This is a genomic window from Mycobacterium sp. NPDC050041 (assembly GCF_049541695.1).
Taxonomy (GTDB): Bacteria; Actinomycetota; Actinomycetes; order Mycobacteriales; family Mycobacteriaceae; genus Mycobacterium.
Window position 1 is genome coordinate 32,258 of record NZ_JBMVDG010000006.1, and the last position, 14,055, is coordinate 46,312.

General features: G+C 71.1%; 16 protein-coding genes. 10 read left to right on the top strand and 6 right to left on the bottom strand.

Features of this window, described 5'->3' with window-relative positions:
* The first annotated feature begins 21 nt into the window (after positions 1–21).
* Entirely contained in the window at positions 22–1,011 is a 990-nt protein-coding gene (locus ACPCHZ_RS18955) for a haloalkane dehalogenase (protein WP_423486143.1), read from the top strand.
* Positions 1,012–1,021: 10 nt separating this feature from the next.
* Here ACPCHZ_RS18955 and ACPCHZ_RS18960 read toward each other — a convergent pair whose 3' ends face one another.
* Complete coding sequence (locus ACPCHZ_RS18960; protein ID WP_423486401.1) at positions 1,022–2,365, bottom strand: aldehyde dehydrogenase family protein; 1,344 nt, start codon at positions 2,363–2,365, stop codon at positions 1,022–1,024.
* A 61-nt stretch (positions 2,366–2,426) separates the two neighbouring features.
* Positions 2,427–3,095, bottom strand: coding sequence for a M15 family metallopeptidase (locus tag ACPCHZ_RS18965; RefSeq protein WP_423486144.1), 669 nt, complete (start codon positions 3,093–3,095; stop codon positions 2,427–2,429).
* Between the two features lie 84 nt (positions 3,096–3,179).
* On the opposite strand from ACPCHZ_RS18965, the gene ACPCHZ_RS18970 reads away from it, so the two are divergent.
* A complete protein-coding gene (locus ACPCHZ_RS18970) occupies positions 3,180–3,698 on the top strand; it encodes a hypothetical protein (RefSeq protein ID WP_423486145.1) in 519 nt (172 codons plus the stop codon).
* 10 nt (positions 3,699–3,708) lie between these two features.
* Here the strand turns inward: ACPCHZ_RS18970 and ACPCHZ_RS18975 are convergent, their stop codons facing one another.
* Both ACPCHZ_RS18975 and ACPCHZ_RS18980 read right to left on the bottom strand, forming a co-directional pair.
* Positions 3,709–4,413, bottom strand: a complete 705-nt coding sequence (locus ACPCHZ_RS18975; RefSeq protein WP_423486146.1) for an anti-sigma factor family protein — start codon at positions 4,411–4,413, stop codon at positions 3,709–3,711.
* Positions 4,410–4,949 (bottom strand): sigma-70 family RNA polymerase sigma factor, encoded by a 540-nt coding sequence (locus tag ACPCHZ_RS18980; protein WP_364983993.1) that lies wholly within the window; start codon positions 4,947–4,949, stop codon positions 4,410–4,412. The genes ACPCHZ_RS18975 and ACPCHZ_RS18980 overlap by 4 nt, the downstream gene beginning before the upstream one ends.
* A gap of 178 nt (positions 4,950–5,127) precedes the next feature.
* Here ACPCHZ_RS18980 and ACPCHZ_RS18985 point away from each other — a divergent pair, with 178 nt between their 5' ends.
* The 3 genes from ACPCHZ_RS18985 (at position 5,128) to ACPCHZ_RS18995 (ending at position 7,876) form a co-directional block, all read left to right on the top strand.
* On the top strand, positions 5,128–5,817 hold the full coding sequence (locus tag ACPCHZ_RS18985; RefSeq protein ID WP_423486147.1) for a hypothetical protein: 690 nt from the start codon (positions 5,128–5,130) through the stop codon (positions 5,815–5,817).
* Positions 5,818–5,859: 42 nt separating this feature from the next.
* Positions 5,860–6,777, top strand: coding sequence for a hypothetical protein (locus tag ACPCHZ_RS18990; protein WP_423486148.1), 918 nt, complete (start codon positions 5,860–5,862; stop codon positions 6,775–6,777).
* Positions 6,778–6,946: 169 nt separating this feature from the next.
* Positions 6,947–7,876, top strand: coding sequence for an esterase family protein (locus tag ACPCHZ_RS18995; protein ID WP_423486402.1), 930 nt, complete (start codon positions 6,947–6,949; stop codon positions 7,874–7,876).
* A 9-nt stretch (positions 7,877–7,885) separates the two neighbouring features.
* On the opposite strand, the gene ACPCHZ_RS19000 is transcribed toward ACPCHZ_RS18995, so the two are convergent.
* Positions 7,886–8,317 (bottom strand): PPOX class F420-dependent oxidoreductase, encoded by a 432-nt coding sequence (locus ACPCHZ_RS19000; RefSeq protein ID WP_423486149.1) that lies wholly within the window; start codon positions 8,315–8,317, stop codon positions 7,886–7,888.
* 225 nt (positions 8,318–8,542) lie between these two features.
* On the opposite strand from ACPCHZ_RS19000, the gene ACPCHZ_RS19005 reads away from it, so the two are divergent.
* Genes ACPCHZ_RS19005 through ACPCHZ_RS19015 form a run of 3 tightly spaced genes read left to right on the top strand, consistent with a single transcriptional unit; the run spans position 8,543 to position 11,831 of the window.
* The gene (locus tag ACPCHZ_RS19005) at positions 8,543–9,751 is read left to right on the top strand and encodes a PP2C family protein-serine/threonine phosphatase (protein ID WP_423486403.1); all 1,209 of its coding nucleotides are present in this window, start codon (positions 8,543–8,545) and stop codon (positions 9,749–9,751) included.
* Positions 9,748–11,394: a sensor histidine kinase gene (locus ACPCHZ_RS19010; RefSeq protein ID WP_423486150.1), complete on the top strand. Its 1,647-nt coding sequence runs from the start codon at positions 9,748–9,750 to the stop codon at positions 11,392–11,394. Before ACPCHZ_RS19005 ends, ACPCHZ_RS19010 begins: the two co-directional genes overlap by 4 nt.
* Complete coding sequence (locus tag ACPCHZ_RS19015; protein WP_364983978.1) at positions 11,391–11,831, top strand: response regulator; 441 nt, start codon at positions 11,391–11,393, stop codon at positions 11,829–11,831. The genes ACPCHZ_RS19010 and ACPCHZ_RS19015 overlap by 4 nt, the downstream gene beginning before the upstream one ends.
* Before the next feature lie 7 nt (positions 11,832–11,838).
* Here ACPCHZ_RS19015 and ACPCHZ_RS19020 read toward each other — a convergent pair whose 3' ends face one another.
* Positions 11,839–12,663: a hypothetical protein gene (locus ACPCHZ_RS19020; protein WP_423486151.1), complete on the bottom strand. Its 825-nt coding sequence runs from the start codon at positions 12,661–12,663 to the stop codon at positions 11,839–11,841.
* A gap of 79 nt (positions 12,664–12,742) precedes the next feature.
* Here ACPCHZ_RS19020 and ACPCHZ_RS19025 point away from each other — a divergent pair, with 79 nt between their 5' ends.
* Both ACPCHZ_RS19025 and ACPCHZ_RS19030 read left to right on the top strand, forming a co-directional pair.
* Positions 12,743–13,330: a class I SAM-dependent DNA methyltransferase gene (locus tag ACPCHZ_RS19025; RefSeq protein WP_423486152.1), complete on the top strand. Its 588-nt coding sequence runs from the start codon at positions 12,743–12,745 to the stop codon at positions 13,328–13,330.
* A 38-nt stretch (positions 13,331–13,368) separates the two neighbouring features.
* A complete protein-coding gene (locus ACPCHZ_RS19030) occupies positions 13,369–14,049 on the top strand; it encodes an alpha/beta hydrolase family protein (RefSeq protein ID WP_423486153.1) in 681 nt (226 codons plus the stop codon).
* Positions 14,050–14,055 lie beyond the last annotated feature (6 nt).

Sequence of the window (14,055 nt, forward strand, 5' to 3'; positions counted from 1 at the left end):
GCAGACCAAGCTACGGGTTCGGTGTCCGACGACGGAGCGGGACGGGTGAAGATGGACGTCTTGAGGACACCGGACCACCGTTTCACCGACTTGCCGGGGTTCGACTTCGCGCCGCACTACGCCGACGTGCGATGCCGCGGATGTGAACCGGTGCGGATGCACTACGTCGACGAAGGCCCGCCCGACGGGGCCGTCGTGCTGCTCCTGCACGGACAGCCCACCTGGTCGTACCTCTACCGGACGACGATCCGGGTCCTCGTCGACGCCGGCCACCGCGTCGTCGCGCCGGACCACATCGGCTTCGGGCGCTCCGACAAGCCAACGCAGAGAACGGATTACACTTTCCGCCGACACGTCGAATGGGTGCACAGCCTGGTCACCACCCTGGACCTGCGCGACGTCACCCTGGTGGCTCAGGACTGGGGCGGCCCGATCGGACTGAGTGTGCTGGCCCGCGACCCGGACCGGTTCGCCGGCGTGGTGGCCAGCAACACCATCCTGCACACCTGTGATCCCGCGCTGGCGGGTGCGCTCGCGTGGCCGCATCACGGTGTCGGCGACGATGCGGTGCTGCTCACCGAGACGCTGCTGGACTACGTGTCGTACTACCAGCGCAGTCCGACCATCACGGCCAGCATGTTCCTCGACGCGGTCGCCGGGCCGCTGGACCCCGACGTGCTGGCGGCATACGACGCACCGTTCCCGGACCCGTCCTATCAGGCCGGCCTGCGACAGCTCACCGCGCTGATCCCGTTGACGCGCAACGATCCCGGCGCCGCCATCGGCCGCGCCACCATGGCCGCGCTCGAGCGGTGGAACCGGCCGTTCCTGACCGCCTACTCCGATGGCGATCCCGCGACCGCCGGCTGGGACCGGGTGTTCCAGGACAGGGTGCCGGGGGCGCGGGGTCAGGCCCACGTGACCATCGCCGGCGCGGGCCATTTCGTGCAGGAGCAACGCGGGGCCGAACTCGGCCGGATCGTCGCCGATTTCGCCGGGACCGGCCGCTGAGCCGGCCCGATCACGCCGGTGGCGGCGACCAGTGCACCACCTTCATGGCGGTCATCTCGTCGAGCAGTTCCGGGCCGTAACCCATGCCGCTGCCACTGGCGCGCCGCGGCTCCGCGGCCCCGCCGGGCGCCCCGCCGAACACCGCGTTGATCTTGACCGTGCCCACCGGTAGCGTCCGCCAGGCCTCCTGGGCGTGCGCCATGTCCGGCGTCAGCACGGTGGCGGCCAGGCCGTAGCGGTCGTCGGAAGCCTCCGCGAGCGCGGTGCCGAAGTCCGGGACCACCCGCACCGGGGCGACCGGTCCGAACGTCTCCTCACGAAACACCAGCATGTCCGGGGTGCAGTCGGCCAGCACGGTCGGTGGATAGAAGGTGCCGGGCCCACGGCCCTGCTCTCCCCCGGCGAGCACCCGCGCCCCCTCCTTGACCGCCTCGGTGACGTGTCGGTGCACCACTTCGCGCTGTCGCTCGTCGACCAGCGGCCCAATCCGGTCGGCCCAGACGCCGGCCTGCTCGACGAGCGCGTCGAGGAACGGCTGGGCGACAGACTCGTTGACGTAGATGCGTTCCACGGACACGCAGATCTGGCCGGCGTTCGCGAAGGCGCCCTGTGCCGCCTGTTCGGCGGCCCACCGCGGATCGACGCCGTCGTCGACGAGCAGCGCGTCGTTGCCGCCGTTCTCCAGTACGGCCTTGGCGCCGCGCTCGGCGCAGGCCCGGGCGATCGCGCGACCGGTGACGCTGCTGCCGACGTGCGCGACGACGTCGACCTCCTCGGCGGCGGCGAGCCGGGCCCCCACCGTCGCGTCGCCGTCGACGATCTCGAGGACACCGTCGGGCAGCTGGGCGGCCATCAGTTCGGCGAACCGGCGGCCGGTGCCCGGGCACCGCTCGCTGGGCTTGTGCACCACCGTGTTACCGGTGACCAGCGCAGCGCCCAGCAGCCCGGCGGCCACGGCGACCGGGTCGTTCCACGGCGTCAGCACCGCCACCACACCGCGCGGCTCGGGGATCATCAGGTCGGTGGCCGACCAGCCGCCGTGCAGGCTCCGGCCCCGGTGCAGCGGGCCGAGTTCGGCGTACTGGACGAGTGTCCCGGCGCCCGCCTCCACGCCTCCGCGCGCATCGGCGACGAGCTTGCCGGTCTCGCGTTCGTTGAGGCCGGCCAGCTCGTCGGCGGCGGCGCGCACGGCGGTGGCTGCGGCGCTCAGCGCGGCGGCGCGCTCGGCGGCCGGGGTGCGGGCCCAGCCCGCCGCGGCCGCGTCGGCCCGCCGCACCGCGGCGTCGCAGGCCGACGCGTCGGCGATGGGAACCTCGGTGGCGATGTCGCCGGTGCGGGGATCTCGGATGGTCATGGTCTCGGGCACGGTTGCGGATACCCCGGCCGTCGGTGATTACACGGCGTCGTCCACCGCGTCAGCCCGCCGCGTTCGGGCGCAGCGGCGGGCAGTCGCCGCGCTCGTCGGTGGCGAGCTCGAAGTGCCAGTTCTCGTTGGCGAAGATCTGGCACAGCCCGAACTGGCGGCCATTGGCGATCATCCAGTCGGCGGCTGCGGTCGGCCCGATGTCGATCGCCTCGCCGTCGACGTGCCTGGACACCTCGGGGGTGGCGACGAACTGCCGTGCGGCGTCCAGGCCGCCGTAGGTGCGTACGCCGTCGTCGAGCAGGCGCTGCTGGAACCCGCGGGACCGCCACCCCGAGGTGATCTTCATGTCGACGCCGTCGGCGGCGGCCCGGCGGGCGGCCCTCTGCACCGCGTCGAGCAGCGCGGAATTCAGACGTTCGAGGATCGGCGTGGACACCTCGAACGGGCTGAGCATCGTGTCACCCGGCAGCATGCCGCCCACCGTGTCCGAGGCGGCGTCACCGATGGTCAGGGTGTCGTTGACGGGGCGGTCGGCGTTCGGATGCTGCGCCGCCGGGCCGATCAGCAGCGCGGCACCGGGCGGCCCCGATTCGCCGGTGACCGTCGGCACCGGTGGGGCGGCCGGGCCTGCGGGCGGCTCCGGGTCATTCACCGCGGGACTGCACGCGCCCAACGCGACGGTCGCCACGGTTATCGCGATGAGCACGGGCAGCCGCATGTGCCGATCCTATTTCGCTTCCGGACACATCGGCGCACGGCCGTCGATGCGGGACTCAGCGCTGTCGCGGCTACGATCGCCGACATGTCGCAGCCTTCCCCCGCTGAGATGCCGGACAAGGCGGTTCCGCAGCGCTCACGGTGGGTGTCGGGCATCGCGCTGGTGCTCGCCGTCGCGGCGCTCGGCCTGTCCGGTTGGGCGCTGTGGCGCACGTTCCCGGGGTCGACCACCGATGCCCGGTATCCGCAGGAGCAGCGCGACCAGGCCAAGCAGAAGGTCTGTGCCGCAGCAGAGCTGGTGCGCACGGGCGTGTCGTTGAACACCGGGGAGCCCGCACCCGTCGCCGCTGACGACGTCGCAGGCTCGCTCGCCGCGGCCGCCAACGCCCGGCTGTCCCTCTTCGACGGCGGCCAGTACCTGCTGGCGCGCCTCGACCCGGCGACACCGGCAGAGTTGTCGGATGCGGTGCACCGCCTCGCCGACGGGCTGATGGACATCGCGGCCGCCGCGACGGCAGGCGCGCAGAACTCCGATCCCGATCAGGCGGGCCGGCTGCGCGACGCCGACGCTGCCGACGCCGAGGTGCGCCGCCTCTGCGGATGAGCCGTCCCCGTCAGGTGTTCACCGTCGTCACCGCCAGCTTGGTGTCCGTTCCCGCAACCCGGATGTCGACGGTGCGGATCTGCGAGGTGGGAATGACGGTGGCGGCGGCGAGGCCGGTCGCTTCGTCGCCCGCCGGACTCCACGACGCCACCGTCGACTGTGCGCCGTCGACGGTGGTGACCACCAGGTCGTAACTCGCGACGTCGGTGGCCCATTCGGCGGTGTACTCGCAGGTCCAGTCGAACCGGGTGCCCCAGCCCTTCTCCGACACCGCCAGCGCGGCGCTGACACCGCCCCGGGAGCCCGGCGACATCGCCTGCAGCGTCACCTCTCCCGTCGACGTGGCCTGCCGCGGGATCACCGCGTAGCCGACGAAGCCGCCGATGAGCAGCAGCGCCGCGGCGGCGGCGAGCGCGCTGGTCCACAGTCCCGTCCGCGAGCGGCTCTTCCGCTCGGCGCGGGCGTCGGCAAGAGAGGTCACCGGGGCGGCACGCTCTCCCGGTCCGTCGCCGGCGTCGACGGGCTCGAGCAGCGCGTAGGCCTCCTCGGGGGTCAGTGCATCGAGCAGTGGCGGGATCACCCGCAGCTCGTCCACCTGGGCACGCCGTGCGGGATCGGCGGCGAGATACCGCTCGTACTCCTGCTGTTCGGCCGGCGTCAGGGCGCCGAGCACATAGGCCGCATCCCACTCGGCCAGGTTGTCGTCCGTGCTCATCGGACCACTCCCCTCTCCTCCAACGCCGTTCGCAACGCCCGCACCGCGTAGTGCAGCCGTGATTTCACGGTGCCCGGCGGCACCCCCTCGTGCGCCGCGATGTCGCCGATGGTCTGACCCAGGTAGTACGTGCGGACGATCGCGGCGCGGTGATCCGGACTCAATGACCGCAACACGTCGGCCAGCACCATCTTGTCGACCGAGGGGCCGAAGATGTCGGGCGTCTGCCGCTCCGGCATCTCCTCGGTCTGCTGTTCACGGGTGAAGCGCGCGCTGCGGCGATCGTCGATCACCAGGTTCTTGGCCACGGTGTTCAGCCAGGCACGCACCGACTCGCTCGGCCGGGCCAACACCTCCGGCTTCTGCCAGAGCCGCAACAGTGACTCCTGCACCACATCCTCCGCGAACTGCTGATCACCGCGGGTCAGCCGTAGCACATAGCGCTGAAGCGGCAGGCTGTGCGCATCGTGCATGGCGCGCAACTGCTCGGCCTGGCCGGCGGTGCGCGCTGTGGGTGGCGTCTCCGGGCTTGTCATCTCTCACCTGTTCGACGGGTGGGACTGCGATCCGGTTCAACCCGACACCGGTTGTGCCCGATTCTGTCAGGCTTGGCACCGCGGCGCGGACGTCACCGCGAACCGCGCTGAACCTTTTCCACTCCCCGCCCGTCGAGGGGGTGACCGCTCCGCCGGGAGCGCACAGAAAGGACCCATCATGGCCGGATACCGCCGGATCGTGCTCACCTGCTCCGGTGCGCTGGTCGCACTGGGCACCCTGTCGGCCTGCGGCGGATCCGAACCCGCGAAACCGGATGCCGCGCAGACCTCGTCGGCCACGTCCGGCACCGCCTTTCCGCCGTCGGCCACCTTCGTCGCCGACATGAGCAAGGACGGTGACGCGATGACGATCGGCATCACCGTCGACGGCAAAGACGTCACCGCCTACGCGTGCAACGGAACCGACGACGAAGCCTGGTTCTTCGGCGAGCAGACCGCCGGCGGCATCGAGATCACGTCCCGGTTCCGCGACACACTCACGGCGTCGTTCGACGGCACCGATGTCGAGGGCGACCTGACCATGGACGGGACGACCTACGAATTCACCGCCGCACCCGCCGAACCGCCCGCCGGCATCTACACCGCGGACGCCGGCGGCACCCGCGCATCCTGGATCGTGCGTGCCGACGGGTCGTCGCTCGGCGTCCAGTTCACCGGAGACAACGACGACCTGACCGTGTTCGAGAAGCAACAGCTCAAGCAGGCAGAGTTCCGCGAGAAGGTGCGCAACCAGCGCAAGCTCGAGCAGGCGGAGCGCCTCGAGCGCACCGGGAACGGGTCGATGAGCTCGACGATCAACGGCACACCGGTCGCCCCGAACCGGGTGAACGGTTCCTTCCGGCCCTGAAATCGGTTGCCGCGGCGGGCGGCATCTGATCGGGTCACCCGTATGTCCCCGACCCGGTGGCCCTCGCTCGCCGACCAGTACGCACTTGCGCAACTGATGTACGGCGACGAGGGCCGCCGCGTCGTCGACGACTGGCTGTCGGAGCAGACGGCTCGGGTCGACGATCCCGAATTCGCGGCGCAATTCAGCGAGGTGCGATTGCCGGGCATCTCCCCCGGCGAGTTCGCGCACCGCCTCGTCGGCTCCTCCCGGGGCGCCCTGCTCGGCGGCATCAGGTTTCGCGGCCGCGACATCGCACGGCCGTTCATCGAGGTCGTCGCCCACGACTTCTCAGACCTCGACGACCTACGGGACTGCGTGCGGTCGGAATGGGCGGCGTTCGCGCCGGGCGCGCTGCGCCTCTACGCCGCCCCCGGCCGGCTCACCGGTGCCCGAGTTGTCACCGACCTGACCGTGCACGCCGCACGCTGCAGGGACATGGCCGCCGCGGACGGCCGGGTGGAACTGGATCGCTTCGCCACCGGCGACGAGGCGGTGCAACTCGTGGCCCGCGCGTACCGCGGACTCGCATCGACCGATCCGGCGTTGCGCCGCAACATCTTCCCCGCCGATGCGGAGGCGTTGACCGCCTGGTGCGCGGCAGGCCGGGCGCACGCGGCGCGCGCAGGCGGGCGCACCGTGGGACTGCTGGCGGTGGCCCCGGGCCGGGTGCACTGGCTCGAGGGCGACGAGATCCAGGAGGAGGTCATCGACCCCGAGCACGTCGGCCGCGGCTATGCCGCATCGGCGCAGGCACGGTGGGCGCGGCTCTACGGCGCCCCGAACCGGCTGCTGCTGGGGACGATCGACCGCCTCAACACCGCGTCACGCCGCACCGCGCTGCGTGCCGGCAGGCCCGCGGTGCTAGAAGCCGTGTTCGTCGCGCTCGGACACGGTGAGGCGCAGCGCCGGATCCCCTGATCACAAGCCGATCACGGCGCGGCGTGGGCGGCACGCCGGACACCCGCGACGGCGATACCGTGCGCGGTGCACTGCCCACGAACCGAGACGGATACCGATGATGGCTTGTTCTGACTCCAGGTCGCGCGCACGGACACCCCGGGCGTCGGTCGTCGTCCTGCTCGCACTGATGCTGCCGGGCCTGCTCGGGATCGCCGGCCAGTCCGCCACCGCCGCGGCCTTCTCGCGGGAAGGACTGCCGGTGGAGACGCTGGCGGTGCCGTCGCCGTCGATGGGCCGCGACATCCGGATCCAGTTCCAGGGCGGCGGCCCCCGCGCGGTGTACCTGCTCGACGGCCTGCGGGCCCAGGAGGACGCCAACGGGTGGGACATCAACACCGCGGCGTTCGAGTGGTTCCACCAGTCGGGGCTGTCGCTGGTGATGCCCGTCGGCGGGCAGTCGAGCTTCTACACCGACTGGTATCAGCCTGCCGCGGGCTCCAGCGGCACCGTCACCTACAAGTGGGAGACGTTCCTGACCCAGGAGCTGCCCGCCTGGCTGGCGGCCAACCGCGGTATCTCACCGACCGGTAACGCCGTTGTCGGCGTGTCGATGTCGGGCGGATCGGCGCTGAACCTCGCCATCTGGCATCCCGCCCAGTTCATCTTCGCGGGCTCGCTCTCGGGCTACCTCAATCCCTCACTGGGCCTGTGGCCCACCATGATCGGACTGGCGATGAAGGACGCGGGCGGTTACAACTCGACGAACATGTGGGGACCGGCCCGTGACGTCGCCTGGCGGCGCAACGACCCGACGGTCAACATCGCCCGGCTGGTCGCCAACGGCACGGCGGTGTGGGTGTACTGCGGCACCGGCACGACATCGGATCTGAGCACTGCGGGCGGCAACTTCGGCGGGACGTTCTCGGCCGGCTTCCTCGAGAACATCACCTTGAACACGAACAAGGCGTTCCAGGAGAGCTACGTCGCCGCGGGTGGGCGCAACGCGGTGTTCAACTTCCCGCCGGACGGCAATCACAGCTGGGGGTACTGGGGCGCGCAGCTGCAGGCGATGAAGCCCGACCTGCAGAAGGTGCTCGGGGCGGCTCCCCCCGCGTGAGCCGAGCTGTCAGCGCAGGCGTTCGCCGTAGACGTGCGCGACGGTCATCGTCATCAACACGCGCCGGTCCGAGACCATGACGCTGCGGTACTCGTCCCAGTCGGGGTGCTCGCCCGCGGCCTTGCGGTAGTAGTCGACCAGCGCCTGCACCTCGGGGCCGTGCGGGTCGGTGCCCGGACCGGTCAAGCCGACCGTGCCCTCCGCGGTGGCCCACGACCACCCGTCGGGGCTCGTCACCTCCAGCGCCGCACGCGGATCCCGGCGCAGATTGGCGGTCTTGGCCCGGCCTTCGGTCATCGACACGTACAGGACGTCGGCGTCGCGGTCGTAGTACGGGGTGACAGGCGACAACTGCGGGCGGCCATCTGCTTTCAGCGTCGCGAGCACTCCCAGCCGGCTCTGCGCGATCAGCGCACGCGGGTCGAACGAGTTGTCGGTCATGTCGACAGCCAACCACTCGCCTGGCCCCGGCTATTCCGCAGCGGTCCGGACGAGTGCCAGGTGGCGGCCTCGGGCGGGCGATCCTGACACCGCCGGCGCCGCGCCCGACCCAATAGGTCGGTATCGGCGCGCCTGCACCGGACGCGCTGAGTATTGTCGTCAGCGTCGCTTCGGACAGAAGCCGACGCGGCCCGCGTGATCTGTGAGGTGAAGGACGACTTGCCGATGCGCGCCCCGTACGACTCGGGACCGATGCCCGTGCTCCCACCCCCGATCGAGCGTCAGACGTTGTCCTTGCTGTTGGTGGAGGACGACCGCGGTGACGCCGTGCTCGTCGAAGAACTGGTGGCCGACGCCGACGCCGACTTCCACGTCGTCTGGGCCGAGTCGATGGCGCAGGCTGAGCACGCGCTGACCGTGGCGCGACCGGACTGCGTACTGCTCGACATGCACCTGCCCGACGTCAACGGCATCGAGGCGCTCGACCGCATCGCCGCCCGGGACGCCACCATCCCGGTGATCGTGCTCACCGGTCGCAACGACGAGCACTTCGGCGTCTCCGCCGTCGCCTCCGGCGCCCAGGACTACCTCGTCAAGGGCCGGGTGGAACCGGAGATGCTGCGTCGGGCGGTGCTCTACGCCATCGAACGCAAGCGGGCCGAGTTGACGGCGGTCGAACTGCACGCCAGCCGGCTGCGGGCCCGAGAGAACTCCCGGCTCGAACGAGGCCTGCTGCCCTCGCCGCTGCTGCTCGACGATCCCGGCGTGGAGATCGTCGCCCAGTACCGGCCAGGCCGGGAGAATGCCCTGCTCGGCGGTGACTTCTACGACTTCGTGCAGACACCGGACCGAACGGTGCACGTGATGATCGGCGACGTCGCCGGCCACGGCCCTGACGAGGCGGCCCTCGGCGTCGCGTTGCGCATCGCGTGGCGGGCATTGACCTTCGCCGGGCTGCGGGGCAGCGAGCGGATGCGCCAGCTCGAACGGATCCTGCACGCCGAGCGCGCCAGCAGGAGGATCTTCGCCACCGTGCTGAGTCTGGCGATCCCCCCGGACAAACCGCTCATCACCGCGGTGCGTGCCGGACATCCCGGGATGCTGCTGCACGGCCAGGGGACGGTCGACTGGGTGGAGCCACCCGGTGGCCCCGCCCTCGGCCTGCATTCCGGTGACTGGGCGCCCCAGCAGGTCGAACTCCCTCCCGGCAAGGGCCTGGTGCTGCTGACCGACGGCCTGTTCGAGGGCCATTCCGGCCGCGGCAACGAACGACTGGGCGAGGACGGGCTACTCGAGCTGGCCCGCTCGCTGGCGCACCTGCCCGGGCCGGAGTTCGTCGAAGCCCTGATCAACGGCGCGGAGGACATGGCGCGCGGCCACGGCGGGATCACCGATGACATCGCGGTGGTCCGGGTGGAACGGACGGCGCTGTGACGGCAGAGTCGCAGCCCGTCGCCGACCGGCACCGGGGCTCGCAGCTCACGGTGGCGGGCTGGCAGACGCTGGTGCTGGCCGTCATCGGTTTGGTCGTACTGACAGGTGCGGTCGCCACGGTGGTGCTGCTCAACCGCACCGACGGGGTGGCCCGCGACCTGGTCGACGGCATCCAGCCGTCCCGGGTGGCGGCCTATCAGCTGCAGGCGGCGCTGCGCGATCAGGAGACAGCCGTGCGCGGATACGCCATCGCCGCCGATCGTCAGTTCCTCGAGCCCTACTACGACGGACAGCGCGCGGAGCGTGACGCGGCGGACGACATCCGTGCGCGGCTGGGTGACCGGCCCGACCTGCTGGCAGACCTGGACGCGATCGAAGACGCCGCGCAGGCGTGGCGGACCACCTACGCCGAGCCGTTGATCCGCAGCATCACCCCCGGCCAGCCGAGCTTCATGGACAGCGCGACCGCCGAACGCGGCAAGGTCGAGTTCGACAACCTCCGTGCCCTGTTCAACCTCCAGAACGAGCAGTTGTCGGCCGCGAGGGCCACCGGCGTGCAGGAACTCGCCGAGGTCCGCACCTGGCGGGACCGGGTGCTCGCCGCGATCGTCGTGGCATTCGTCGCCGCGGCGGCAGGGTTGGCGGTGTTGGTCCGCAATGCCGTGTCCCGGCCCCTGGCACGTCTGGCCGAGACCTGCCGCCGCATCACCGAGGGCAACTTCACCGAACGCATCGTCCCCCGGGGACCGAAGGACATCCGCGGCATCGCGGTGGACGTCGAGAACATGCGGCAACGCATCGTCGACGAACTCGACTCGTCGCGGTCGGCGCGCGAGCGGCTCATCCTGCAGGCCGAGGCGCTCGACGAGCAGGCCGTCGACCTGCGTCGGTCGAACGCCGAACTCGAGCAGTTCGCCTACGTCGCCTCGCACGACCTGCAGGAGCCGCTGCGCAAGGTGGCTTCGTTCTGCCAGCTGCTCGAGAAGCGGTACGGCGATCAGCTCGACGAGCGCGGGATCTCCTACATCGGGTTCGCCGTCGACGGCGCCAAGCGGATGCAGGTGCTGATCAACGACCTGCTGACCTTCTCGCGCGTCGGCAGGCTCAACGCGACATACGCCGAGATCGACCTCGACGCCACCCTCGACGCCGCGCTGTCCAATCTGGAGACCTCGATCGAGGAGGCGGGCGCGCAGATCGACCGGTCATCCCCGCTGCCCCGGGTCGTCGGCGATCCGACGCTGATGGCGATGCTCTGGCAGAACCTGATCGGCAACGCGGTGAAATTCCGGCACGAGGACCGGCCCCCGCACGTCGTCATCGACTGCGAGGCCGGCACCGGCGACGACGACGGGCAATGGCTGATCACCGTGTCGGACAACGGCATCGGTATCGCCCCCGAATTCGTCGACAAGGTGTTCGTGATCTTCCAGCGGCTGCACGGCCGTGACTCCTACACCGGCACCGGCATCGGCCTGGCGCTGTGCAAGAAGATCGTCGAACACCACGGCGGCGCCATCTGGATCGACACCGCCTACACCGACGGCACGCGGTTCCGCCTCACCCTGCCCACTGCGCTCGACGCACCTCACGCCGCAACCGACGAACTGGCGGCGGCCTCACCGGAAGGAACACCCTCATGACCACGGCCGGCCGCGCCATCGACGTCCTGCTGATCGAAGACGACCCGGGCGACGAGTTGATCACCCGGGAGGCGTTCGAGCACAACAAGATCAAGAACAACCTTCATGTCGCGCACGACGGCGAGGAGGGCCTCGACTTCCTGTACCGGCGCGGCGCCTATCCGGACGCGCCCCGTCCGGACCTGATCCTGCTCGACCTCAACCTGCCCAAGTACGACGGCAGGCAGCTGCTCGAGACGATCAAGTCCGATCCCGAGCTCTCCCACATTCCCGTCGTGGTGCTGACCACGTCGTCTGCGGAGGAGGACATCCTGCGCAGCTACAAGCTGCACGCCAATGCGTACGTGACCAAGCCGGTGGACCTCGACCAGTTCATGAACGCGGTCCGCCAGATCGACGAATTCTTCGTCCAGGTGGTGCGGCTGCCGCAGTTCTGACTCGGCGTCAGCGTGGGGGCAGCGCGCCGTTGCCGGACTGGCGGGCGTTGTTGTCGATGGAATTGATCCACTGCCGGAACTGCAGACCGGCCACGATCGGCGGCAGCGGCTTCGCGGGTGCCGCGGAGTCCGACCGCTGCCACGGCTGACAGCCGGACGTGCTGAACGCCCGGTCGGTCGCCTCGATCGCCACCGTCTGCGGCTTCTTCGTCATCGCGTTGTCGAGGATCTCGCCGTGGTCGCCGGCGCCGAGGCGCTTCCAGTAGCAGACCTTGCCGTCGACCGGGCCCGACGTCACGTACGTCCCCGGAACGATCTGGGTGCCCACGGCGAAAGAGCCGTCCCCACTCATCGCGGTCTGCGGCTCGGCCGGCGGTGCGCCTTCGGCAGGCGCGGCGCCTTCGGCCGGCGGTGCGTCCTCGGCGGGCTCGGATTCCGCCGGAGCTTCGGCAGGCGGTCCGGCCTCCGCAGGCGCTGCGGCCTCCGCGGGCAGAGCGGCCTCCGCGGACGGAGCGGTCTCGGCGGACGGTGCGGACTCCGACGGAGCGACTTCCTCGGCGGGCGCGGCGTCCCCTGCCGGTGCCGGAGCCTCGGCAGGCAAGGTGTCCTCGGCCGGTGCCGGAGCCTCGGCCGGCGCCGATGCGGGACCCGGCAGGCGCCCACGGGGCGGCGCAGGGGCGGGTACGACTTCGGCGGCCGGCGCAGGGTCCGGCGCGGGACCCGGGAGCGGTCCGGGCGTCGCGGGCTGGGCGCCGGCGAAACCCGTGGATCCGCCGGCGCCCACCAGCACAAGCAGCATCGCCGTCGCGGCGATCCTCCTCGTCGACCTCATAGTTTGCCAGCCTAGATGATTCCCGCGGCGGGACGCACATCGTTGGCGCCGATCAGCGCCGATCTGAGACCCTGGCCCGGTGAGCACCCGATGGCAGCACACCGACGCCCCGCGAGGCGATGACTACGACGCGCGATGGCGATCGCTGGCCGCCGAGGGGCGCAACGTGCACGGCGAGGCCGACCTGGTGTCGGCACTGCTCTCCGAATACGGCGGCAGCCGCGTCCTCGACGCCGGATGCGGCACCGGGCGGGTGGCGATCGCGCTGGCCGACCGGGGCCACACCGTGGTCGGCGTCGACGTCGACGCAGGCATGCTGTCGGCGGCCCGTGCCAAACAGCCCGAGCTGACATGGGTCGAAGCCGATCTCGCCGAGCTGGGAGCGCATGTGGCCGACGCCTTCGACCTGGCCGTCATGGCAGGCAACGTGATGATCTTCGTCGAGCCGGGGACCGAGGGCCGGGTGCTCGAAGCGGTCGCCGGCCGCCTCGTCACCGGCGGTCTGCTGGTCGCGGGATTCCAGATCCGTCCCGACCGGCTGACCCTGGCCGACTACGACCGACTGGCCGAATCGGCCGGCCTGCGGCCGATCGCCCGCTGGGCCACGTGGGACCGCGAACCGTTCACCGGCGGTGACTACGCGGTGTCGGTGCACCGGCGGACCTGATCGTGGCGGCCGCCCGGCCGCTGCGGCAGACTGGCGCCGTGCAGACTGCGGAGTACGCACCCGGCCGACATGCCGACCTCTTCGGCACCGGCGCCGAGCCGACGGTGCTGATCTGGCACGGCATGCAGACCGACTCGCGCGGCGCCGTGCGTGCACTGGCGCAGATGGTGGCCGACCACGGGCTTGCGGTGGTGGCAGCGGACTGGGACGCCCATGCCGACGACGCAGGCAGGGCGGACCTGCTCGGATCCGTGCGTTTCGCGCAGCAGCGCTCCGCGGGGGCCGACGATCTCGTGGTGGTCGGCTGGTCCATGGGCGGTCTCGCGGCTGCCGGGCTGGCGTTGCAGGCAGCCGAACTCGATCTGCGGATCGGCCACACCGTCTGCCTGGCCGGAGCGTTCATGGCCCCGGAACCGTTCACGGGAGAAACGCTGCCGGCGAGCCTGCCCCGCGTCGGCCGTCGCTCGCCCTTCCTTCTGCTGCACGGCACCCGCGACGACGTCGTGCCGGTGAATGCGAGCCGGGAGTTCGCCGCCGCCCTACGGCGTGACGACTGGCCGGTCGACCTCGTCGAACTCGACACCGATCACGCCGCCATCGCCGGCGCCACCTACGACCCCGTCGCAGACCGGTACGAGGCGGCCGACGACGCGGCCGCCCTGGCGGTCGCCGCCGACGTGGCGGCCCGCATCGCGGCGGTCGCCACGCCCCGAAGCTGAGCGGGC